A 20840-nucleotide genomic window follows, 5' to 3' on the forward strand; every position below is an offset into this window, starting at 1 on the left:
TGCTGGGCAGCGTGCTGCAGGCGATCGCGCTCACCGCCATGACGGTCGTCTATGTGGAGCTGCGGACGGTCAAGGAAGGCGCCGAGCCCGCGGACCTCGAGCAGGTGTTCACCTGATCCGCCGCACCATCTGGGCCGTGAAGTCGCCGCGTTTCATTGCTATCTGAGGGCCGATGCGCCGTATCGCCCTGATCCTCGCCCTGACCTGCGGCCTGGCCGCCTGCGCCACGGCCCAGAAGCTGGGCGCGGCCAACGACGTGCATGCCTTGCTGATCTCGATCCGCGACGACGACCAGGCCGCCTTCGACGCCCACGTCGACCGCCCGGCCCTGAAGCGCCAGATCCAGGGCCTGATCGAGACCAAGGCCTCGAAGCGCTACGGCGCCCTCGCCGCAGCGCTGGCGCCCGGCCTCGCCGACTTCGCGGGCGACACCCTGGTTCAGCCCTCCATCTTCCGCCAGGTCGCCCGCCAGTACGGCTATGGGAACGACACCAAGATCCCCAATCCGTTGCTGATCGCCCAGGCCCTGAAGCCGCTGCCGGACGGCCGGGTCTGCGCCACCAAGAAGAAGGACGGTCCCTGCACCCTCGTCTTCACCAAGGAATCCGGAATCTGGAAGCTCACCGGCTTCGAGGGCGATGTGAAGGATCTCCACCTCAAGCTCTAGCTTGGGCTAGGCTGGCCGCTCGACAGGGACGTCGGGGGAGCGGACATGGCCTATGACGCGGTGCTTTCGAGCTACGAGAAGACCAGCTTCAGCGACGGCCGCTGGACCCGCGACCTCTACCGCAAGGGCTCGGGCCCGGCGGTGATCATCATCCACGAGATGCCCGGCCTGCATCCCGGCATTCTGCCCTTCGCCGACCGGGTGGCCGAGGCCGGCATGACCGTATTCCTGCCGGTGCTGTTCGGGGTCCCGGGCCGGCCGGCGGGCCATCCCGCCAGCCTGCTGACCATGATCTCCGGCATGTGCGTCCGGTTCGAGTTCAACGCCTGGCGCTCGGGCAAGTCCTCGCCGATCGCCGACTGGCTCCGCGCGCTCGCCGCCAAGGCCCACGCGGAGTGCGGCGGCAAGGGCGTGGGCGCGGTCGGCATGTGCTTCACCGGCGGCTTCGCGCTGGCCATGGTGACGGAGCCCGCCGTGGTCGCCCCGGTGCTCTCGCAGCCCTCGCTGCCGCTGCCGATGGGGCCCGGCAAGGCGAAACGCGAGGGCGCGATCGATGCTTCGCCGGCCGAAATCGCCTGCGCGCGGCGGCGCCATGCCGAGGAGGGCCTGACGGTGCTCGGGCTGCGCTTCCGTGGCGACCCGTTCGTCCAGGACGCCCGGTTCGAGACCCTGAAACGCGAGTTGGGCGAGGCCTTCGAGGCCATCGAGCTCGATCCGCAGGACGCCGCGCCCGGGCCGATGGCCCATCCGCACTCGGTGCTGACCGTCAACCTCGCCGAGGAGGGGCCCACCAAGGCCGCCGAACAGCGGGTGATCGCCTTCTTCCGCGAGCGCACCGGGGCGAAATGAGACGGTCATCCCGGAAAGCGCCACGCGCCTCGGTTCTCCCTTGCGCGAAACCGGGATGACAGCGGAACGAGTTAGGGCTAGAGCCCGCCGCTTCCCTGAGGGCCGCGTCCGATCCGCGCTCCAGGCACGAGGCCCAGATCATGTCGCGTCACCCCCATTCGCCGCGGAGCCCATCGCGCAGCCAGCCGCAAGGGCCCTCGCAACGCCAGCTCCGCGCCGGCGAGCTGGTGCGCCATGCGCTCGTGGAAATCCTTCGCGAGGCCGATATCGCCGACCCGGCGCTCGAGGGCGTCTCGGTGACCGTCACCGAGGTCCGCATGAGTCCGGACCTGCGCCACGCCACGGTATTCGTCGAGCCGCTGGGGGGCGGCCATGCACCCGAGGTGGTCACGGGGATGAACCGGCATGCGCGATTCCTGCGCGGGCGACTGGGGCGCGCCGTCGAGCTGAAGTTCACGCCGGAGCTCAAGTTCGTGCACGACGAGAGCTTCGACGAAGCCGCCCGCATGGACCGGCTGTTCGAGGATCCGCGGGTGAGGCGTGACATCCAGACGACCCGGAAGGGCGGGGACTGATGGGCCGGCGCCGCAAGGGCGATCCGGTCTCCGGCTGGATCAACCTCGACAAGCCCTACGACCTGACCTCCACTCACGCCGTCGGCCGCGTGCGCTGGATCTTCAATGCGCAGAAGGCGGGCCACGCGGGCACGCTCGATCCGCTCGCCACGGGGATCCTGCCGATCGCGCTGGGCGAGGCGACCAAGACGGTCCCGTTCCTGATGGAGGCGGACAAGGTCTACCGCTTCACCCTCGCCTGGGGCCGCACCACCGCGACCTTCGACAGCGAGGGGCCGGTCGTCGCCGAATCCGACGTGCGGCCGGACCCGGATCTGGTCGCATCGGTGCTGCCGCGGTTCGTCGGCGAGATCAGCCAGGTCCCGCCCGCCTATTCGGCGATCAAGGTGGCGGGCGAGCGCGCCTACGACCTCGCGCGGGCGGGCCAGACAGTGGCGCTCGAGGCTCGCCCCGTGGTCATCCACGCGGCCCGCGTGGTCCATGCGCCAGACCCCGACCGCGTGGTGCTGGAGATCGAATGCGGCAAGGGCACCTATGTCCGCGCCCTGGTCCGCGACATCGCCGCGGCGCTGGGGGCCTGCGGCCATGTGAGCGAACTGCGCCGCACCCGCGTCGGCGCGTTCACGGAACAATCAGCGGTCACGCTGGAACATCTTCAGGATTTAGGGCATAAGGCCCGCCAGTCGGAGGCCCTGCTTCCGGTCGAGACCGCGCTGGACGACATCCCGGCGCTGGCCGTGACCGATGAAGACGCCTTCCGCCTGAAGCAGGGACGATCGATCGTTCTCGTTCCCCGACAGGTCGAAGCGGTGAAGGCCAGGCTCAAGCCGGGCTCGCGCACCGTTTCAGCCATGGCGGGCGGATCGGTGGTCGCGCTCTGCGAGATGCGCGCGGGCCGGCTCGAACCTTCGCGCGTCTTCCATCTTGAAAAGAGCGGAGACAGACCCGATGTCGATTACGGCCGAACGCAAGGCTGAACTCATCAAGACCCATGCCCGCGGCGAGGCGGACACGGGAAGTGCGGAAGTCCAGGTGGCCATCCTGTCCGAACGGATCGCCAACCTCACCGAGCACTTCAAGACCCACAAGAAGGACAACCATTCGCGCCGGGGCTTGCTGAAGCTCGTGTCCCAGCGCCGTTCCCTGCTCGATCACCTGAAGACATCGGACGAAAGCCGATACCAGACGCTGATCGAGAAGCTGGGCCTGCGCAGGTAGGCCCATCCATCCGCCGCTCTTCCGCGACAGGCCGGGAGATGAAAGCGGCGGCCCCGAGGACGATCAAGGTCCTCGATCCGTAGCCGAGGGTTCAAGCGAAATCCTCAGGGCCTGTTCATTGGAGAGGATTTCGGAAACCCGACGCCCTGTCCGCCCCCGCCGGGAATCCGCCCGCGGGATGAGAAAGAAGCGAAAATGTTCGACATCAAACGCAAGACGATCGACTGGGGCGGGCGCAAGCTCACCCTGGAAACCGGCCGCATGGCCCGCCAAGCCGACGGCGCCGTGCTCGCGACCTACGGGGAGACCATGGTGCTGGCCACCGCGGTGTTCGCCAAGCAGGCCAAGGCCGGCCAGGACTTCTTCCCCCTGACCGTGAATTACCAGGAGAAGTTCTACGCCGCCGGCAAGATCCCCGGCTCCTTCCCCCGCCGTGAAGGCGCGCCCTCCCAGAAGGAGACGCTCACCTCGCGGCTCATCGACCGGCCGATCCGGCCGCTGTTCGTCAAGGGCTTCAAGAACGAGGTCCAGGTGGTGGCGACGGTGCTCGCCCACGACCTCGAGAACGATCCCGACATCGTCGCCCTGGTGGCTTCCTCCGCGGCCCTGGTGCTCTCCGGCGTGCCCTTCATGGGTCCGATCGGCGCGGCCCGCGTGGGCTTCATCGACGGCCAGTACGTGCTCAATCCGACCCTCGACGAGATGAAGGAGGGCAACCGGATGGACCTCGTCGTGGCCGGCACCGCCGAGGCGGTGATGATGGTGGAATCCGAGATCCAGGAGCTCACGGAAGAGCAGGTCCTGGGCGGCGTCACCTTCGCGCACAAAGGGATGCAGCCGGTGATCGATGCGATCATCGAACTGGCCGAGCATGCGGCCAAGGAGCCCTTCGACTTCGAGCCGGAGGACACCGAGGCGCTGAAGGCGAAGCTGAAGAAGATCGTCGGCGACGACCTCCGGTCCGCCTACGAGATCAAGGGCAAGGCCGAGCGCCACGCCGCCATCGGCGCGGCCAAGGACAAGGGCGCCGCGGCGCTCGCCAAGTCGGAGGCCAATCCCGACGGGGCTGACCCGCAGAAGCTGGCCGGCGTGTTCAAGGAGCTCGAGGCCGACATCGTCCGCCGCGACATCCTGGAGCGCGGCGTGCGCATCGACGGGCGGCGGGTGGACCAGGTCCGTCCGATCGTCTCGGAAGTGGGCGTGCTGCCCCGGGCCCACGGCTCGGCGCTGTTCACCCGCGGCGAGACCCAGGCCCTGGTGGTGGCGACGCTGGGCACCGGCGAGGACGAGCAGCTGATCGACGCGCTCGAAGGCAAGCGCTACGAGAGCTTCATGCTGCACTACAACTTCCCGCCGTTCTCGGTGGGGGAGACGGGCCGCATGGGCGCGCCCGGGCGGCGCGAGGTCGGCCACGGCAAGCTCGCCTGGCGGGCGATCCGGCCGATGCTGCCGTCGGCCGAGGAGTTCCCCTACACGCTGCGGCTGGTCTCGGAGATCTTCGAGTCCAACGGCTCCTCGTCGATGGCCTCGGTCTGCGGCTCGTCGCTGGCGCTGATGGACGCCGGCGTGCCGCTCAGGAAGCCGGTCTCCGGCATCGCCATGGGCCTGATCCTGGAGAAGGACGGCTTCGCGGTGCTCTCCGACATCCTGGGCGACGAGGACCACCTGGGCGACATGGACTTCAAGGTGGCCGGCACGCACGAGGGCATCACCTCGCTGCAGATGGACATCAAGATCCCGGGCATCACCGAGGAGATCATGCGCCAGGCCCTGGCCCAGGCGAAGGATGGGCGCGAGCACATCCTGGGCGAGATGGGCAAGGCCATGGAGGCGCCGCGCGCCCACCTGGGCGAGTACGCGCCGAAGATCGAGACCATCAAGATCCCGGTCGACAAGATCCGCGAGGTGATCGGCTCCGGCGGCAAGGTGATCCGCGAGATCGTCGAGAAGACCGGCGCCAAGATCGACATCGGCGAGGACGGCACGATCAAGGTGGCGGCCGCCGAGCAGGCGAAGATCGACGCCGCCAAGGAGTGGATCAAGGGCATCGCCTCGGAACCCGAGGTGGGCCAGATCTACACCGGCAAGGTGGTCAAGATCGTCGACTTCGGCGCCTTCGTGAACTTCTTCGGCTCGAAGGACGGCCTGGTGCACGTGAGCCAGATCGCCAACCACCGGGTCGACAAGGTCTCCGACGTTCTGCGTGAGGGTCAGGCCGTGAAGGTCAAGCTCCTCGGCTTCGACGATCGCGGCAAGACCCGGCTCTCCATGAAGGTCGTCGATCAGGAGACCGGCGAGGACCTGTCGAAGAAGGAACAGCCGGAGCACGAGGAGGCGTAAGCTTCCCGCCGCTTCGGCGAACGGATCGAGGCGGCTGCAGCGATGCGGCCGCCTTTTCCTTGCGCTCAGCGCCGCGCTTTGCGGGCGGCGTAGCGGGCGTCGCGCTTGGCCTGCCCCTCGGCCTTGGTCAGCTGCTTGCGCTCCTTGCGGGCCTCGCGCTTCTCGGCCAGCGCCTGGGCCTCGAGCGCCGCAACGGCGGCCTCCTCCGCGGCGGCGGCGTCGGTCCTGGCCTGGGCCTGGGCCTGCTTCTCCGCCGTGCGCGCGGCGCGCACCTCCTTGAGCTCGGCGGCCCGCATGGCCGGGCGCTCCGCGTGCAGCGGGTCGGTGACGGCGACCTTCGGCTTCAGCTTGTCGAGCAGCGCCGCCTTCGCGGCGGCCGCCGCGGCCAGGCGGTCGGCGAGGCGCGCGCCCTTCAAATCTCTCATCGGAAGCCTTCTGCGGTCCCGCGGACGTGCGGGAAGGGCCTCAGCCTACAGGATTTCCCCGCCGCAAGCCGCCGCAAAGCAAAGGACCCGCCTCGCGGCGGGCCCCTCGTCTCTCTCCGGCTAACGCTCAGCCGCGCAGCTTGCGCAGCAGGACGTCGATGTCGCGGGCCATGCCGGCGTCCTCCGCCTTCAGCGCCTCGATGCGGCGGACCGCGTGCAGCACGGTGGTATGGTCGCGCCCGCCGAAGCGGCGGCCGATGTCGGGCAGAGACCGCGTGGTCACCTGCTTGGCGATCCACATCGCCACCTGCCGCGGCCGGGCCACCGCGCGCGCCCGGCGCTCGGAGATCAGGTCGGCCTGCTTGAGGCTGTAGTGCTCGGCCACGAGCTTCTGGATCATGTCGACGGTCACGCGGCGCTCGTTGCAGGACAGGTGCGGTCGCAGGATCGACTGGGCCTCGTCGAGGCTCAGGTTCGCCAGCTTGCCGCCCACGCGGGCGACCAGGGTGTTCAGCGCGCCCTCCAGTTCGCGGACGCTGTCGGTGAACCGGTCGGCCAGGAATTGCAGCACTTCCGGCCTCGCCTCGCCATGGAAGCCGCCCTGGCCGGCCAGCGTGGCCAGTTTCCGCTGCAGGATTCCCAGCCTCAGGTTGCGGTCGGCCGGCTCGATGCCGCAGACCAGCCCGGCCTGCAGGTGCGAGCGCAGCCTGGGCTCCATCTCGGAGATCTCGGTCGGCGAGCGGTCGGCGGTCATCACCACGCGGCGTCCGTCCTCCACCAGCGCGATCATCGTGTGGAAGAGCTCCTCCTGGGTGGTGGGCTTTCCGGCGACGAAATGGACGTCATCGATCAGCAACAGGTCGGCGTTCCGCAGCTCGTCCTTGAAGGCCGCGGTCTGGCGGTCCTGCAGGGCCTTGACGAAGGTGCTCGTGAACCGCTCGGCGGTCAGATAGACGACCCGGCGGGCGGGCTGGGTGCGGATGGCGGCCCACGCGAGCGCATTCAGGAGGTGCGTCTTGCCGAAGCCGTAAGGCCCGTGGAACAGCACCGGATTGAAGTGGCCATCGGACCAGGCGGCGACGCGCTGGGCGACCGAATAGGCGAACTCGTTGGCCGGCCCGGCCACGAAGGTCTCGAAGGTGAAGCGTTCCTGCAGGCCGAGCAGCCGCCCCTGTCGGGCGGCGACCGGCGCGGTCTCGGCCTCGACTTCGAAGATCGCCGGCGCGAGCGCCAGCGCGTTCGCCGCCGCCGGTGCAGCCAGCGCCATGGACCCGGCGTAGGCGCCGACGGACTCCAGCTCCATGCGGCACGTCAAATCCAGTCGACGGCCCATGGGATCGTGCTGCATCCACAGCTCGCCGATGCGCCGCCAGGCGTGCCGCCGGATCCAGTCGCGCGCGACCCCCGTGGCCGCGACCAGGCACACCTCGTCTCCCATCTCACGCAGCGACGCCTGGCCGAGCCAGGAGCCGAACGTGGCTTCGCCCAACTCATGCTTGAGAACCTGGCATGTCCTTGTCCACACGGCCGAAGCCGGCGCGCTCGCCATAGCTCCCGCAGCCCCCCCGCTGATCATCCCTGCCAACCCCATCAACCCGCCAGCCGATCCCCGAGACCCCTGCCCCCGATCGGCTTTTTCTCAGCACGCACAAGCTCTTGTCCGGCGAACGCATGAGCTCCGCCGGCGCCCCGTTTGTTGATCCGGGATCAGTTCAAGACGCCTGTAAGGCTTGTGAGACTAGTCGGGGGGAAAGGCCGGTCAACGGGGATTCTTAGCGTGCCCGGCTGATATTTTCGTTGACTCATCGCCAGCCCTTTTCGCGCAAAGGGAAACTCTGCTTTTGGGTTCGCGAGGGTGGGAACTTTCGCCGCATGAGTCGCAGCAGGCTTGGCCGTCGGCCCTGCAAAAAGCGCCCCGGAAGGCGCCTATTGATCGTCCAATTCCTATGGGATCAGCCGGGGTTGGGCCGCCCCGGCGGCGGCGCTCAGGCGGCCGCGAGCTTCTTCAGCTGCGCGGCGAGGCGCGAGACCTTCCGCGAGCCCGTGTTCTTGTGGATCACGCCCTTGGAGACCGCGCGCATGACCTCCGACTGGGCCTCCACGAATGCGGCCTTGGCCTTCGCCGCATCGCCCGCGGTGACCGCTTCATCGAACATCCGCAGGTAGGTGCGCACCCGCGAGCGGCGCGACTTGTTGACTTCCGTGCGGCGGGCGATCTTGCGGACCGCCTTCTTGGCGCCGGGCGTATTGGCCATTCTCGAGCTCTTTGCAAAACAGGACGCGCCCGGCGCGCCGGACGTGAAAATCGGAGGCGCGGATATACGCAACGGCGGGCGCAGGGTCAATGCCGCGCGCCGCCGTCGGCGGCTTTGGGGGCTAGCGTCCGGTGAACTTCGGCGGGCGTTTGTCGACGAAGGCCGCCATCCCCTCCTTCTGGTCCTCGAAGGCGAACAGCGAATGGAACAGCCGCCGTTCCACGGCCACGCCGGTGGCGAGCGTGGTTTCATAGGCGGCGTTCACCAGCTCCTTGTTCATCATCACCGCGAGCGGCGACTGGGCGGCGATCTTGCGGGCGGCCGCCATCGCCTCGTCCAGGAGCTTGTCGGCCGGCACGATGCGCGAGACCAGCCCCGCCCGCTCCGCCTCGGCGGCGTCCATCATCCGCGCGGTCAGCACCATCTCCATGGCCTTGGACTTGCCGACGAAGCGGGTGAGCCGCTGGGTTCCGCCGATCCCCGGCATGACGCCGAGATTGATCTCCGGCTGGCCGAACCTGGCGGTGTCGGCGGCGATGATGAAGTCGCACAGCATGGCGAGCTCGCAGCCGCCGCCGAGCGCGTAGCCCGCCACTGCGGCGATGATCGGCTTGCGGAACTGCTCCAGACGTCGCGCGCCGGCGGTGAAGAAGTCGGCCGCGAACATCTCGGCATAGGTCTTGTCGGACATCTCCTTGATGTCGGCGCCGGCGGCGAACGCCCGCTCCGAGCCGGTGAGCACCAGGCAGCGGACGGCCGCGTCCGCCTCGGCCTCGTCCAGCGCCTGGGCGAGCTCGCGCAGGAGCTGGCTGTTCAGCGCGTTCAGGGCCTGCGGCCGGTTCAGCCGCACGAGGGTCACGGCCTCGTCGCGCTCGACGATCAGGGTCTCAAAGCTCATGGCGGGCTCCGGCTGGGTCTCGAAAGGGCCGCTTAAGGCCCCTGCACGGAATAGCCAAGCGCCCTCAGGCGGGCCGGCAGGCCCTCCGGTCCGATCAGGTGGCCCACGCCCACCACCACCACCGTCCTGCCGCGGCCCCGGAGCCGGGTGCGGATCACCTTCAGCCAGCGCTCGTTGCGCTCGACCACGATGCGCCGGAACAGGTCGGGCGAGGCGTCGCGCAGCGGACGCAGCGCCTCGCGGTCGAGGCCGGCCACGTCGCCGGCCATCCAGGTGCGGATCAGGACGGCGAATTCGTCGGGGTCGGCCTCCATCTCCTTCAGCGTCTCGTTCAGCGAGGCGACCTGCGCCGGGATCGGCGTATCGGCGAAGATCTTCAGCTGCTCCTCGGGCGTCTCGAAGGCGAACCGCCGGACAGCGCGCGGGGCGTCTGCGGCGAGCGTCTGCTCGACGCCGGCGGCGGTGTCGGCGCCGGCCTTGCGGTAGGCGGCGCCGGCCAGCGCGATCTCCGCGAGCCAGGGCTGCAGCCGGTCGAGAAGCATGGCCGAGACGCCATAGGCCTCGGCGACGCGCGCCAGGCGCGCAGAATCCTCCGGCTTCAGCAGCCTGAACAGCGACTGGTCGGGGGGAAGCACGCCCAGATGGGTGGCGAGCTCGGCGGTCCGGGCCTGGGTCGCCGGATCGACCGGCAGCTCGAACCAGACCTCGTCGGCGTGGGCGAGGGCGCGCTTGAGGACCTTGGGCTCCCAGGCGAGTCCCGGCGGCAGGACGTGGACGGCCCCGAACATCACCACCTGGGCGTTGCGGGACTTGACGATCCATAGCGGCGGCTCGGCGGAGGCGCAGGGGGCGGCGGCCAGCAGGCCGGCGAAGCCGAGCATCGCGCTCCAGGTGCGGGCGCGGCGCATCATCTCTGGCACGCCGGGCAGTAGAAGCTGGAGCGGCCCGCCTGCGTGCGGCGCGCGATCACGCCGTCGCAGCCCGCATTCGGGCACGGCCGTCCCTCGCGGTCGTAGACCCGGAAGCGATGCTGGAAATAGCCCAGCGCGCCGTCGGCCTGGGCGTAGTCGCGCAGGCTCGAGCCGCCGGCCGCAATGGCCTCGGCGAGCACGGCCTTGATGGCCTCGACGAGCCGCGCCAGCCGCGGGCGCGAGATGCGGCCGGCGGCGCGGAATGGCGAGATGCGCGCCCGGTGCAGGGCCTCGCAGACGTAGATGTTGCCGAGGCCGGCGACGATGCGCTGGTCCAGCAGCAGGGTCTTGGGGCCCTGTTTGCGTCCCGCGAAGGCCCGCGCCAGGTGGGCGGCGTCGAAGGCTTCGGACAGTGGCTCGGGTCCGAGGCCCGCGAACCAGGGGTGCAGGCCCAGGGTGGCGGTGTTGACCAGGGCCATGTAGCCGAACCGGCGCGGATCGAAGTAGGTGATCTTGGTCCCCGCATCCGTCTCGAAGAGCACGTGGGCGTGCTTCGGATCGGGCTCGGCCGCAAAGCGGAACTCGCCGGGCCGGTCGACCCCGCGCCGGCCGGCGATCTCGAAGCGGCCGCTCATGCCGAGATGCATGACCAGGGTGTCCTCGCGGTCCAGCCGGGCCAGCAGGTACTTGGCGCGGCGTTCGAGGCGCTCCACGCGGGCGCCGGTGAGCGCCTGGACGAAGTTCTCCGGCAGCGGAAAGCGCAGGTCGGGACGGCGGGCCTCCACGCGCGCCAGCCGCCGGCCCTCGAGCACGGGGGCCAGGCCGCCGCGCACGGTCTCGACCTCGGGCAGTTCAGGCATCGCGGCCAGCCTTGGCACGGCCGGGATGGCGCGCCAAGGGCCGCCGGTCTAAGACGGCCGCCATGACCGAAGCCCGCGCCACCTTCGGATTCCGCGACGTGGACCCCGAGGCCAAGCCCGGGCTGGTGCGCGGCGTCTTCGACCGGGTGGCGCGCCGCTACGACCTGATGAACGACCTGATGAGCGCGGGCGTGCACCGGCTCTGGAAGGACGCCGTCGCGGCCCGGCTCAACCCGCAGCCCGGCGAGACCATCGTCGACTGCGCCGGCGGCACCGGCGACATCGCCCGCCGGCTGGCGCGGATGGCCCGGCGCGCCCAGCTGCGCCGCGGCGGTCCGGACGCCAAGGTGCTGGTGGTCGACTACAACGCCGAGATGGTCGCCGCCGGGCGCGCGCGCGGCTCCGCGCCGGAGATCTGCTGGGCGGTGGGCGACGCCCAGGCCCTGCCGCTGCCCGACGCCTGCGCCGAGGCCTATGTGATCGCCTTCGGCATCCGCAACGTCACCGATATCGGCCAGGCCCTGCGGGAGGCCCGGCGCGTGCTGAAGCCCGGCGGCCGGTTCCTGTGCCTGGAGTTCTCCCGGCCGGTGACCGAGGCGCTGCGCCGGGCCTACGACGCCTATTCGTTCAGGGTGATCCCGGAGATCGGCGCGCGGGTGGCGGGCGACCGCGAAGCCTACCAGTACCTGGTCGAGAGCATCCGCCGGTTCCCCGACCAGAAGCGGTTCGCCGGCATGATCCGCGACTCTGGGTTCTCGCTGGTCGACGTGACCAACTTCTCCGGGGGCGTCGCCGCCCTGCACACGGCGCGGGCGATCTAGAGCCGATGAGCGGGCCTGCGGCCTTCGCCCGTCTGATCGGCGCGGCCTGGACCCTGGCGCGCAGCGACGCCCTGCTGCCGCGGGAGCTGGATCCGCTCTATTCCTCCGGTGTGCGCACGCTCTCGAAAGCCCTGCGGCTGGTCGCGGGCCGCGGCGCCCGCACAGGCCGGCCCGGCGAGCGGCTGGCGCGCTCGCTGGAGCACCTGGGGCCGGTGGCGATCAAGCTCGGCCAACTGCTCTCAACCCGCGCCGACATCTTCGGGCCGCAGTTCGCCGAGGACCTCTCGCGGCTGAAGGACCGGCTCGAGCCGTTCCCCACGGCGACCGCCCGCGCCGAGGTGGAATTTGCGCTCGGCCGGCCGATCGAGAGCCTGTTCGCCCGCTTCGGCGGTCCGGTGGCGGCGGCCTCGCTGGCCCAGGCCCACGAGGCGGCCCTGCTGGACGGCCGCAGCGTGGCGGTCAAGGTGCTGCGGCCCGGCATCGCCCGGCGGGTGGCGCAGGACGCCGAGGTGCTGGCGCTCGCCGCCCGCCTCGCCGCGCGCTGGGCGCCGGCCCGGCGGCTCGAGCCCAGGGCCTTCGCCGCCACGGTGATCCGGGCGACCGAGCTCGAGCTCGACCTTCGCCTGGAAGCGGCCGGCGCCGACGAGCTCCGCGAAGTGATGGCCAAGGGCGGCTACATGCGCGCGCCCGCCGTGGTCTGGGAGGGGGTCGGCAAGCGGGTGCTCACCATGGAGTGGGCCCAGGGCGTGCCGCTGTCGGAAGCCGGCGCGCTCGACCAGCCGGGGCTCGAGCGCAAGGCGCTCGCCGACAACCTGATCCGCGCCTTCCTCGCCCAGGCGCTCGACCACGGCGTGTTCCACGCCGACCTGCACGAGGGCAACCTGTTCGTGGCCCCGCCCGCCCAGCTGACGGCGGTGGACTTCGGGATCATCGGCCGCCTGGGCGCGCCCGAGCGGCGCTATCTGGCGGAGATCCTCTGGGGGTTCCTGGAGCGCGACTACCAGCGGGTGGCGCGAGTGCACTTCGAGGCCGGCTACGTGCCGGCCGGCCACAGCGTCTCGGCCTTCGCCCAGGCGTTGCGGGCGGTGGGCGAGCCGGTGTTCGGCCGCGCCGCGAGCGAGGTCGCCATGAGCCGGGTGCTGACCCAGCTGTTCGAGATTACCGCCCTCTTCGACATGCGCCTGCGCCCCGAGCTGGTGCTGCTGCAGAAGACCATGATGACCGTCGAGGGGGTGGCGCGGCGGATCTACCCCGACCACGACATCTGGGCCGCCTCGGAGCCGGTGGTGCGCCGGTGGATCACGCGCGAGCTGTCGCCGGCGACCCAGGCGAGGCGATTCCTCGAGGACGCCGCCTCGGCGGCGCGCAACCTCGCCAAGATGGCCGAGGCGCCGTTCCTCAAGGCCGAGCGGGTGATCCACGAGATCCACCACATCTCGCCGCTGCCCTGGTTCGCCCTGGGCGCCCTGCTCTCCGGCGCGGCCTTCCTGATCGGCATGCTGCTGCAGCATCACTGAGCCGCCCGGCCCGTCTCCCCCTTGGCCAATCCGCAATAGCCCCGATAGGCTCCTGATCCGTGGAGGGCGCGCGTTGGCCAGGCTGATCGTCTTCGCGGGGCTGCCGGCGAGCGGCAAGTCGACCATCGCGCGGCAGGTCGCGGCGCGGACCGGGGCGGTCTGGCTGCGGATCGATGCGATGGACCAGGCGATCTGGGCCTCCGGCACGGCCCCGGCCGACCTGCGCGACTGGACCTATCGCGCCGCCCAGGCGCTCGCGGTCGACAACCTCGCGCTCGGCCGTGAGGTCATCGCCGATTGCGTCAACGACTGCCAGGCGGCGCGGGACGGCTGGCAGGCGGCGGCGGCCCGCGTCGGGGCGCCGCTCGTATGGCTGGAGATCCTCTGTTCGGATGCGGCGGAGCACCGCCGCCGGGTGGAGACGCGGACCAGCGATGTCCCGGGCCTGGTGCTGCCGGACTGGGAGGCGGTGCTGGCGCGCAAATATCACCCCTGGGATCGCGGTCACCTCACCATCGACACCGCCCACAGGAGCATCGCCGAGTGTGTGAGCGCCGCGCTCGCGGCGCTGGCGGAGTGAGACGAGGGGTTCTCCCGGGAAGCGGGAATACGCCGAGGCCGCCGCGCTGAAGTCAGTCGCGTCCCATCGAGAACACCGGCTCGAAACAGCCCAGGATCAGCCGCCGCGCGTCGAACGGCGGCTCGCCCGCCGTGTCCAGGCGCCCGTCCGCGTGCATCTTCGCCTCGGCGGCGGTGAAGCTCGCCTTGTCGGGCCACACCTGCCAAGTGAAGACGATCTTCTCGCCCGGCTGGGCGGCGACGGCGCGGCGGAAATCGGTCTGCCGGCCGTCGGGAACGAAGTCCTCCCAGGACTCGACGATCTCCAGGCAGCCGTAGTCCTTGAAGATCTTGGCTCCCGTCTCGGCCCATCGACGATAGGCTTCCAGCTTGTCCCCGGGCACCGGGATCACGAGGCCCGCGATGTACATGGTCGACCCTCCGCCGGACGCCCCCGCACCGGCCGGGCGTCGGGTCGGATATAGCACGGCGCCAGCCCTCGAGCCTGCGTCCGAGATGCATCGGGGCCGCCGATCGCGCCATCCCGCCCGATCATGGCTCCCCTGGCGCCCTGCCCTGCGGCGCCGCTTCCTGTTGGGCCTGCTTTTCCGCTAGGCTCGCTGGGGCGCAGAGGGGCGATCCATGACGGTTCGGCAGACCAAGCGGCTGTTGATGATCCTGGGCGCCCTCCTCGCCCTGCTGACGGCGATCCATCTCAGCCTCGTGATCCTGCGGCCCGGCCCCTCGCCCGATCTCGGCGGACTGGTCCTGCCGCTGCTGGTGATCGTGATGCTGTCGAGCGTCTGGCGGAGCCTGTCGAGGCTGGAGGCGCAGCACGGGCCGGACTACGTCCAGCCCATGACCGGCCTCGCCCGGCCCCTGATCGTCGGCCTCGCCCTGCTCGCCGCCGTGGTCGGCGGGGTGGCGGCCTATCTGCTCGCCACCCACCGCTGAGACGGATCAGGCCGCGTCGTCGCCGTTGCGGCTGTTGCGACGGGCCGAGCGCGAGCTCTGCGTGCGGGACTCGCGGTCCTTCTGCTGCTGCCAATAGGCCATGCCCTGGTCGGGCTTGAACATGGTGCGCGGCGCGCCGTCCTTGCTGGCGACCGCGAAGACGTTCCCCTTGGGGTCGTAATAGAGGATGTCGCCGTTGGCGCGGGTGAGCGTGAGCGTCCCGGCCGGCGGATGGTCCACGAAGTCGTGCGCCTTGCGGATGAACTGCGCCTCGCTGCGCGCGCCGAACGCCTGGCCGTTGCGCTCGAAGGCGCGCTGGGCGTTGTCCTCGGCCGAGTAGCGGCGCGAAGCCGACCAGACGGGCTTGCCCTCGACGAGCTTCACCTCGTCCTTGCGGTGATCCACGCCGGAATCGGCGCGGTCGCGGCTCGCATAGACGGCGCGGCCGTAGTCCGCCCCGCCGGAGGCGGCCGGCGCCCCCGCCTCGGCCGCCGCGGCGGCGTGCACCGCCGATGGGCCGTTGTCGCAGGCGGCCAGCAGAGCCGCCGCAGAAATCGAGAGCGCCCATCCGAGCGCGGTCTTCACCCCAGCCATCGTGTCATTCTCCTGAAACAGCGAAGCTGGAACAAACTAAGAACTCATATCGCAGGCCTTGTCGAGTCCTTTTCGACGCAAGCCCGTGCGTCGGTGGCCGGATTGGCGGCGCCGGGGCTTCTGGCGTAAAGCGGGCGCGCGACAACGCGGGGGCGGCAAGCCTTGGACCAGAAGCGCATCCTCCTGATCGTCGGCGGCGGGATCGCGGCCTACAAGGCCCTCGAGCTCGTGCGCCTTCTGCGCAAGGCCGGCGTGGCGGTCAGGCCGGTTCTCACCCGGGCGGGCGCCGAGTTCGTGACGCCGCTGTCGCTTTCGGCGCTCTGCGAGGACAAGGTCTATTCCGAGCTCTTCTCGCTCACCGACGAGGCGGAGATGGGCCACATCGAGCTCTCCCGGCAGGCCGACCTGGTAGTGGTGGCGCCGGCCACCGCAGACCTGATGGCCAAGGCCGCGAGCGGCCTGGCCAGCGATCTCGCCTCGACGACCCTCCTGGCCACCGACAAGCCGGTCCTGATGGCGCCGGCGATGAACGTGCGCATGTGGGAGCATGCGGCGACCCGGCGCAATGTCGCGCGGCTGGCGGCCGACGGCGTCGCCTTGGTGGGTCCCGACGAAGGGCCCATGGCCTGCGGCGAGTACGGGCCCGGGCGGATGGCCGAGCCGCAGGCCATCTTCGAGGCGGTGGCCGCGGCGCTAGCGGGCGCCCGGCCGTTGGCCGGCAAGCGGGCGATCGTGACCGCCGGGCCGACCGCCGAGCCGATCGATCCGGTGCGCATGATCACCAACCGCTCCTCCGGCAAGCAGGGCTATGCGATCGCCGCCGCCCTGGCGGGCCTGGGCGCAGACGTCGTGCTGGTGAGCGGCCCCACGGCGCTTTCCGCGCCGGCCGGCGTGAAGCGGATCGAGGTGGAGACCGCCCGCGAGATGCTCGCGGCCTGCGAGGCGGCGCTGCCGGCCGAGATCGCGGTCTGCGTGGCCGCGGTGGCCGACTGGCGGCCGGAAAGCTGCGGGCCCCGCAAGCTCAAGAAGGGCGCGGCCGGCCCGCCGCCGATCGCGCTGGTCGAGAATCCCGACATCCTGGCCACGCTCTCCAGGGCCGAGCGTCGGCCAAGGCTGGTGATCGGCTTCGCCGCCGAGACCGAGGACGTGGAGGCCAACGCCAGGAGCAAGCTGCAGAGGAAGGGCTGCGACTGGATCGTCGCCAACGACGTCAGCGTGGCCGGCGTCATGGGGGGCGAGGAGAACGCGGTGGCGATCATCAGCGCCGGGGGCGTCGAGCGCTGGGACCGGGCGCCCAAGACCGAGGTCGCGAGGCGGCTCGCCCGCAAGATCGCCGAGGCGCTGCCGTGACGCCGACGATCCGGGTCCGCCGGCTGCCGCACAATCCCGACCTGCCGCTGCCAGCCTACGAGACCGGTCAGGCGGCCGGCATGGACCTGCGGGCCGCGGTGCCCGAGGACGCGCCCATCGTGCTGCGGCCCGGCTCGCGCATCGCGGTGCCCACCGGCCTCGCCATCGCCCTGCCGGAAGGCTTCGAGGGGCAGGTGAGGCCGCGCTCCGGCCTGGCGCTGCGCCACGGGATCACCCAGCTCAACACGCCGGGCACGATCGATGCCGACTATCGCGGCGAGGTCATGGTGATCCTGGTCAACCTCGGCGAGGAGGACTTCACCATCCGCCGCGGCGACCGCATCGCGCAGCTGGTGATCGCCCCCGTCGTGCAGGCCGCCTGGACGGAGACGGAGAGCCTGGATGCGACCGCCCGCGGCGCCGGCGGCTTCGGCTCGACGGGCACGGGATAACGCGTCAGCTCGCCGGACGCATGGAGGAGATCGCGCCGCGCATGCCGATCTCGCGGGTGTCGGGAATCGAATGGCCGATGGTGGCGCAGCGGCCGCGGAAGCCGGCGTCGGCGCAGACCAGCCAGGGCCCAGAGCCGGGCGGCAGCCGGATCGAGCGGACGCGATCGTTGAGGCCCGTGTAACTGAGGTCCGGCGTGACGCCCTGGATGCGGATCGGCGCGCCGCGGAAGCCGGACCCCGGATAGATCTCCGCCGTCCAGCTGGCGATTTCACGGTCCTCGGCGCGGCGGCGCGCGTAGTGCCGCGGGCTCTCGGCGTATCCGGGGCCGGGCCCCGGGCCGGTGTAGAAGCCGGGCGGCCGGTTCTCGATGTGCGGCGGGGCGCCGCCGCCGGGCCCGACGCAGGCGAGCGCGCCGCCGGCGTCGACGCCGATCGGGGTCGAACAGCTCGCCACGTTGATCGACGACGGCCCCGAGCCGTGCGGGCCCTGGCAGACGGCGCTCAGGAACTGCCCGTTCATGCGGATGTCGCGGCACTGGCTGCGGTAGGGCCCGGGCGGGGCGCCATAGGGCTGGGCGAGGGCCGCCGGCGCGGCGGCGAGCAAGGCGGCGAGGATGAGGCGGGTCCGCATGGCTGGGCTTCCGGTGGGTCGATCTCCTATCTAACGCGCGAACCCTGAACCGGGGCTGTCGGCCCGCGAACGCCCATCTACGGCCACGTTTGCGCCGGGGACTCGCCCCTATTATATCGCTATCCGATGCTTTTCGGGGCCGCCGCCGCGTGCGGGGCGCACCTCATTCAATGGTAGAGACATGATGCGGAAGGAATTGGCTTACGCCGGCGCCGCCGGCGCTCTGGCCGCGGCGCTCGTGGCCGCGGGGTCGCAAATCGCCGCCGCCCAGGAGGCGCATGCGGTGAACCCGGCGCCGATGGCCCCGCCGGCGGGCGTGGCTCCCGGCTCGTTCGCCGACATCATCCAGCGGGTCGCGCCCGCGGTGGTGGCGATCGAAGTGGAGGAAAAGGCGCCTCTGCAATCGGCGATGATCCAGGGTCAGGATCCTCTGGGCGAGCTCAGGCGGATGTTCCCCGACCTGCCCGGGCTTCCGGAGATGCCCAGGCCCGGACCGGTCCACGGCGCGGGCTCCGGCTTCTTCGTCTCGCCGGACGGCTACCTCGTCACCAACAACCACGTGGTCCGCGACGCGCAGAAGATCACCGTGCGCACGGCCGACGACCGCACCTTCCCCGCCCGGGTGATCGGGCGCGATCCGGCGACCGACCTGGCGGTGCTGAAGGTGGACGGCCACGACTTCCCGTACGTCAATTTCGAGGACCGCGCCCGCCCGAGGGTCGGCGACTGGGTGGTGGCGGTCGGCAACCCGTTCGGCCTGTCCGGCACCGCGACGGCCGGCATCGTCTCGTCCCTGAAGCGGCCGAACATCTCGGGCTCGAGCTACGTCGACTACATGCAGATCGACGCCCCCATCAACCGCGGCAACTCCGGCGGGCCGACCTTCGACGTCTACGGCCGGGTGGTGGGGGTGAACTCGGCGATCTTCACCCCGTCCGGCGGTTCGGTGGGCATCGGCTTCGACATCCCGGCCGACGTCGCCGACCGCGTCGTCAAGCAGCTGATCTCAGGCGGCAAGGTGGTCCGCGGCTTCATCGGGGCCACCGTGCAGGACGTGACGCCGGAGATCGCCCAGAGCCTCGGCGTGCGGGCCCACGACGGGGCCCTGGTGGCGGAGGTCACGCCCGGCGGCCCCAGCGACCGCGCGGGGCTCAAGATGGGCGACCTGATCGAGCGCGTGGATGGCCGTCCGGTGCGCTCCGCAGCGGAGCTGACGCGCGCGGTGGCCCTGGTCCATCCGGGCCAGGTGCTGCGGCTCAATGTGCGGCGCGACGGCCGTTCGGTGGCCCTGTCGGTGACGGCGGGCGTGCGGCCGGCGGAGGCGGACCTGGCGAACGGCGCCGTCCCGCAAGGCTCCTCCCACGCCGCGCCCGGGACCCTGGGTCTGATGATCGCCCCCAACCCCGGCGGCGGAGTGCGCATCGAGCAGGTCGACCCCGCCTCGGACGCCGCGCAGAAGGGCCTGCGCCCGGGCGACGTGATCCAGGCGCTGAACGGCCGGCGGATCAACTCGATGGCCGACGTGGCCGCCGCCATGCAGGCGGCCCGCGCCGAGCACCGCAAGGAGGTCCTGCTGCTGGTGATGCGCGACGGCCGCCACATCTACGTCCCGGTCAAGCCGATGGGCGCGGGCTAGGGTGAGCCGCGAGGGGTCGCGGGCGCGGCGGGCGTGGTCACGCCGGACGGCGGATCTGGGCCTCAGCCGGCGACCCCGGGCAGCGACTCCGCCATGGGGGAGCGGCCCATCGCCAGGCGCCCCGGCGCGCTCTCGGCCATGAGCATCAGCGCGACCTGACCGACCGAGGCCGCGGCGAGCACGTACCAGGCCGGCGCCAGCGCGCTGCCGGTCACGTGGATCAGCCAGGTGACGACCAGCTGCGTGGTTCCGCCGAAGGCGGCGATCGAAACCGAATAGACCGTGCCGAAACCGCTGCCGCGGATGGACTTGGGCAGGCTCTCGGCCAGGCCGGCGTAGAAGGATCCCTGCATCAGCGAAGCCAGTCCGCCGAGCGCGGTGACGCCCGCGATCAGCGCAAACGCAGAGCGGGCCTCGGTAATCCACCAGAAGGTCGGCAGGATCGCCACCAGATAAGCCAGATTGCCCCAGACGTTCACTCGCCAGCGGCCGATGCGGTCCGAGAGCCAGCCGCCGCAGAGCACCGCGGCGATCCCTGTGATGTTGCCGCCGGTCTCGGCCACGAACCCGACGAGGGCCGGCAAACGCAGCGTGTCCTGCGCAAAGGTGGCCATGTAGGTGAACACGTACGAACTGATCGTTCCGGCGGCGAGCACCACAAGTCCCAGGACGATGACCCGCCAGGACCTTCGCGCCTGGGCGATGCGCGTCGAGCGGGCCGCAGGCGTCAGCAGCGACGCCTCGGGCCTGTGCAGCGTCTCCGGCAGGCTGGAGCGGAGCCACAAGCCGAACGGCAGCGTGGCGGCGCCCAGCAGGAAGGCGATGCGCCAACCGTAGGCGTCGAGCAGGCTGGCGGGCATCGCGGCGCTTAGGATCACCCCCACCGAGCCCGCCGCGACCAGGGCCAGGCCCTGGCTCGCGCCTTGCCAGGAGACGGTGAGGCCGCGCTTTCCGGGAACGGAGGCTTCGAGCAGGAAGGCCGTGTTGGAGCCGATTTCGCCGCCCAGGGAGAACCCCTGGGCCATGCGGGCCACCACCGCCAGAATCGGGGCGGCGACCCCGATCGCCGAATAGGGGGGAATCAGCGCCATGGCGACGATGGCGGCCCCGATCAGGGTGAAGCACAGCAACATCGCGGGCTTGCGCCCCACGCGGTCCGCGTAGGCCCCGATCACAAGGGCTCCCAAAGGGCGGGTGACAAACCCGGCGCCGAAGGTGGCGAGCGACAGCATCAGGCTGGCGTAGGCGTTGCCCGAAGGGAAGAACGCGTGACCGATCTGGATTGCGAAGAAGGCGTAGGTCAGGAAGTCGTAGAACTCGAGCGCGTTT

Annotated in this window: 23 protein-coding genes; 13 read left to right on the plus strand and 10 right to left on the minus strand. The window is 70.9% G+C overall.

Going from position 1 to position 20840, the window contains the following annotated elements; translation table 11 throughout:
* The first annotated feature begins 172 nt into the window (after nt 1–172).
* From VLI41_RS10535 to pnp, 6 genes are all read left to right on the plus strand, one after another.
* Nucleotides 173–667: a DUF2939 domain-containing protein gene (locus tag VLI41_RS10535; RefSeq protein ID WP_325268031.1), complete on the plus strand. Its 495-nt coding sequence runs from the start codon at nt 173–175 to the stop codon at nt 665–667.
* A gap of 45 nt (nt 668–712) precedes the next feature.
* The gene (locus VLI41_RS10540; protein ID WP_325268032.1) at nt 713–1516 is read left to right on the plus strand and encodes a dienelactone hydrolase family protein; all 804 of its coding nucleotides are present in this window, start codon (nt 713–715) and stop codon (nt 1514–1516) included.
* 140 nt (nt 1517–1656) lie between these two features.
* The gene (gene rbfA / locus VLI41_RS10545) at nt 1657–2091 is read left to right on the plus strand and encodes a 30S ribosome-binding factor RbfA (RefSeq protein WP_325268033.1); all 435 of its coding nucleotides are present in this window, start codon (nt 1657–1659) and stop codon (nt 2089–2091) included.
* Nucleotides 2091–3068 carry a tRNA pseudouridine(55) synthase TruB gene (gene truB, locus VLI41_RS10550; RefSeq protein ID WP_325268034.1) on the plus strand — a complete coding sequence of 326 codons (978 nt, stop codon included), beginning with the start codon at nt 2091–2093 and terminating at the stop codon, nt 3066–3068. The genes rbfA and truB overlap by 1 nt, the downstream gene beginning before the upstream one ends.
* A complete protein-coding gene (gene rpsO / locus VLI41_RS10555) occupies nt 3040–3309 on the plus strand; it encodes a 30S ribosomal protein S15 (RefSeq protein ID WP_325268035.1) in 270 nt (89 codons plus the stop codon). The genes truB and rpsO overlap by 29 nt, the downstream gene beginning before the upstream one ends.
* A 195-nt stretch (nt 3310–3504) precedes the next feature.
* Nucleotides 3505–5649 (plus strand): polyribonucleotide nucleotidyltransferase, encoded by a 2145-nt coding sequence (gene pnp / locus VLI41_RS10560; protein WP_325268036.1) that lies wholly within the window; start codon nt 3505–3507, stop codon nt 5647–5649.
* 65 nt (nt 5650–5714) lie between these two features.
* On the opposite strand, the gene VLI41_RS10565 is transcribed toward pnp, so the two are convergent.
* The 6 genes from VLI41_RS10565 to mutM form a co-directional block, all read right to left on the minus strand.
* Nucleotides 5715–6074 (minus strand): DUF6481 family protein, encoded by a 360-nt coding sequence (locus VLI41_RS10565; protein ID WP_325268037.1) that lies wholly within the window; start codon nt 6072–6074, stop codon nt 5715–5717.
* Nucleotides 6075–6201: 127 nt separating this feature from the next.
* Nucleotides 6202–7665 carry a chromosomal replication initiator protein DnaA gene (dnaA, locus tag VLI41_RS10570; protein ID WP_325268038.1) on the minus strand — a complete coding sequence of 488 codons (1464 nt, stop codon included), beginning with the start codon at nt 7663–7665 and terminating at the stop codon, nt 6202–6204.
* A gap of 394 nt (nt 7666–8059) precedes the next feature.
* Nucleotides 8060–8329 (minus strand): 30S ribosomal protein S20, encoded by a 270-nt coding sequence (gene rpsT, locus VLI41_RS10575; RefSeq protein ID WP_325268039.1) that lies wholly within the window; start codon nt 8327–8329, stop codon nt 8060–8062.
* Nucleotides 8330–8450: 121 nt separating this feature from the next.
* Nucleotides 8451–9227 (minus strand): enoyl-CoA hydratase, encoded by a 777-nt coding sequence (locus VLI41_RS10580; RefSeq protein ID WP_325268040.1) that lies wholly within the window; start codon nt 9225–9227, stop codon nt 8451–8453.
* Between the two features lie 32 nt (nt 9228–9259).
* On the minus strand, nt 9260–10138 hold the full coding sequence (locus VLI41_RS10585; protein WP_325268041.1) for a TraB/GumN family protein: 879 nt from the start codon (nt 10136–10138) through the stop codon (nt 9260–9262).
* The gene (mutM, locus tag VLI41_RS10590) at nt 10135–10998 is read right to left on the minus strand and encodes a bifunctional DNA-formamidopyrimidine glycosylase/DNA-(apurinic or apyrimidinic site) lyase (protein WP_325268042.1); all 864 of its coding nucleotides are present in this window, start codon (nt 10996–10998) and stop codon (nt 10135–10137) included. The genes VLI41_RS10585 and mutM overlap by 4 nt, the downstream gene beginning before the upstream one ends.
* Nucleotides 10999–11060: 62 nt before the next feature.
* On the opposite strand from mutM, the gene VLI41_RS10595 reads away from it, so the two are divergent.
* From VLI41_RS10595 to VLI41_RS10605, 3 genes are all read left to right on the plus strand, one after another.
* Entirely contained in the window at nt 11061–11819 is a 759-nt protein-coding gene (locus VLI41_RS10595; protein WP_325268043.1) for a class I SAM-dependent methyltransferase, read from the plus strand.
* Between the two features lie 5 nt (nt 11820–11824).
* Nucleotides 11825–13336, plus strand: coding sequence for a 2-polyprenylphenol 6-hydroxylase (gene ubiB / locus VLI41_RS10600; RefSeq protein WP_325268044.1), 1512 nt, complete (start codon nt 11825–11827; stop codon nt 13334–13336).
* A gap of 73 nt (nt 13337–13409) precedes the next feature.
* The gene (locus VLI41_RS10605) at nt 13410–13916 is read left to right on the plus strand and encodes an ATP-binding protein (RefSeq protein WP_325268045.1); all 507 of its coding nucleotides are present in this window, start codon (nt 13410–13412) and stop codon (nt 13914–13916) included.
* A gap of 52 nt (nt 13917–13968) precedes the next feature.
* On the opposite strand, the gene VLI41_RS10610 is transcribed toward VLI41_RS10605, so the two are convergent.
* Entirely contained in the window at nt 13969–14325 is a 357-nt protein-coding gene (locus VLI41_RS10610; protein WP_325268046.1) for a DUF1428 domain-containing protein, read from the minus strand.
* Between the two features lie 211 nt (nt 14326–14536).
* Between VLI41_RS10610 and VLI41_RS10615 the strand changes: the two genes are divergently transcribed.
* On the plus strand, nt 14537–14848 hold the full coding sequence (locus VLI41_RS10615; protein ID WP_325268047.1) for a hypothetical protein: 312 nt from the start codon (nt 14537–14539) through the stop codon (nt 14846–14848).
* A gap of 6 nt (nt 14849–14854) precedes the next feature.
* On the opposite strand, the gene VLI41_RS10620 is transcribed toward VLI41_RS10615, so the two are convergent.
* Complete coding sequence (locus VLI41_RS10620; RefSeq protein WP_325268048.1) at nt 14855–15442, minus strand: hypothetical protein; 588 nt, start codon at nt 15440–15442, stop codon at nt 14855–14857.
* Between the two features lie 162 nt (nt 15443–15604).
* On the opposite strand from VLI41_RS10620, the gene coaBC reads away from it, so the two are divergent.
* Together coaBC and dut are read left to right on the plus strand one after the other, a co-directional pair.
* Complete coding sequence (gene coaBC, locus VLI41_RS10625; protein ID WP_325268049.1) at nt 15605–16792, plus strand: bifunctional phosphopantothenoylcysteine decarboxylase/phosphopantothenate--cysteine ligase CoaBC; 1188 nt, start codon at nt 15605–15607, stop codon at nt 16790–16792.
* Nucleotides 16789–17244 carry a dUTP diphosphatase gene (dut, locus tag VLI41_RS10630; RefSeq protein WP_325268050.1) on the plus strand — a complete coding sequence of 152 codons (456 nt, stop codon included), beginning with the start codon at nt 16789–16791 and terminating at the stop codon, nt 17242–17244. The genes coaBC and dut overlap by 4 nt, the downstream gene beginning before the upstream one ends.
* A gap of 4 nt (nt 17245–17248) precedes the next feature.
* On the opposite strand, the gene VLI41_RS10635 is transcribed toward dut, so the two are convergent.
* Nucleotides 17249–17875: a beta/gamma crystallin-related protein gene (locus tag VLI41_RS10635; RefSeq protein WP_325268051.1), complete on the minus strand. Its 627-nt coding sequence runs from the start codon at nt 17873–17875 to the stop codon at nt 17249–17251.
* A 181-nt stretch (nt 17876–18056) separates the two neighbouring features.
* On the opposite strand from VLI41_RS10635, the gene VLI41_RS10640 reads away from it, so the two are divergent.
* A complete protein-coding gene (locus VLI41_RS10640) occupies nt 18057–19511 on the plus strand; it encodes a Do family serine endopeptidase (RefSeq protein WP_325268052.1) in 1455 nt (484 codons plus the stop codon).
* Nucleotides 19512–19573: 62 nt separating this feature from the next.
* On the opposite strand, the gene VLI41_RS10645 is transcribed toward VLI41_RS10640, so the two are convergent.
* The coding region (locus VLI41_RS10645; RefSeq protein ID WP_325268053.1) for an MFS transporter at nt 19574–20840 on the minus strand (1267 nt) is incomplete at its 5' end.

Origin of the sequence: Phenylobacterium sp. (assembly GCF_035475775.1) — a bacterium.
In the GTDB taxonomy this organism is placed as follows: domain Bacteria; phylum Pseudomonadota; class Alphaproteobacteria; order Caulobacterales; family Caulobacteraceae; genus Phenylobacterium.

Excerpts from the sequence above, each read along its gene's own strand:
- pnp (WP_325268036.1), top strand. The coding sequence starts at position 3,505 with ATGTTCGACATCAAACGCAAGACGATCGACTGGGGCGGGCGCAAGCTC.
- ubiB (WP_325268044.1), top strand. The coding sequence starts at position 11,825 with ATGAGCGGGCCTGCGGCCTTCGCCCGTCTGATCGGCGCGGCCTGGACC.
- VLI41_RS10620 (WP_325268048.1), bottom strand. The coding sequence starts at position 15,442 with ATGGCTGGGGTGAAGACCGCGCTCGGATGGGCGCTCTCGATTTCTGCG.
- dnaA (WP_325268038.1), bottom strand. The coding sequence starts at position 7,665 with ATGGGGTTGGCAGGGATGATCAGCGGGGGGGCTGCGGGAGCTATGGCG.
- VLI41_RS10540 (WP_325268032.1), top strand. The coding sequence starts at position 713 with ATGGCCTATGACGCGGTGCTTTCGAGCTACGAGAAGACCAGCTTCAGC.
- VLI41_RS10610 (WP_325268046.1), bottom strand. The coding sequence starts at position 14,325 with ATGTACATCGCGGGCCTCGTGATCCCGGTGCCCGGGGACAAGCTGGAA.
- VLI41_RS10535 (WP_325268031.1), top strand. The coding sequence starts at position 173 with ATGCGCCGTATCGCCCTGATCCTCGCCCTGACCTGCGGCCTGGCCGCC.
- VLI41_RS10585 (WP_325268041.1), bottom strand. The coding sequence starts at position 10,138 with ATGATGCGCCGCGCCCGCACCTGGAGCGCGATGCTCGGCTTCGCCGGC.
- VLI41_RS10635 (WP_325268051.1), bottom strand. The coding sequence starts at position 17,875 with ATGCGGACCCGCCTCATCCTCGCCGCCTTGCTCGCCGCCGCGCCGGCG.
- truB (WP_325268034.1), top strand. The coding sequence starts at position 2,091 with ATGGGCCGGCGCCGCAAGGGCGATCCGGTCTCCGGCTGGATCAACCTC.
- VLI41_RS10565 (WP_325268037.1), bottom strand. The coding sequence starts at position 6,074 with ATGAGAGATTTGAAGGGCGCGCGCCTCGCCGACCGCCTGGCCGCGGCG.
- VLI41_RS10580 (WP_325268040.1), bottom strand. The coding sequence starts at position 9,227 with ATGAGCTTTGAGACCCTGATCGTCGAGCGCGACGAGGCCGTGACCCTC.
- mutM (WP_325268042.1), bottom strand. The coding sequence starts at position 10,998 with ATGCCTGAACTGCCCGAGGTCGAGACCGTGCGCGGCGGCCTGGCCCCC.
- VLI41_RS10640 (WP_325268052.1), top strand. The coding sequence starts at position 18,057 with ATGATGCGGAAGGAATTGGCTTACGCCGGCGCCGCCGGCGCTCTGGCC.
- rpsT (WP_325268039.1), bottom strand. The coding sequence starts at position 8,329 with ATGGCCAATACGCCCGGCGCCAAGAAGGCGGTCCGCAAGATCGCCCGC.
- VLI41_RS10595 (WP_325268043.1), top strand. The coding sequence starts at position 11,061 with ATGACCGAAGCCCGCGCCACCTTCGGATTCCGCGACGTGGACCCCGAG.
- VLI41_RS10615 (WP_325268047.1), top strand. The coding sequence starts at position 14,537 with ATGACGGTTCGGCAGACCAAGCGGCTGTTGATGATCCTGGGCGCCCTC.
- rbfA (WP_325268033.1), top strand. The coding sequence starts at position 1,657 with ATGTCGCGTCACCCCCATTCGCCGCGGAGCCCATCGCGCAGCCAGCCG.
- rpsO (WP_325268035.1), top strand. The coding sequence starts at position 3,040 with ATGTCGATTACGGCCGAACGCAAGGCTGAACTCATCAAGACCCATGCC.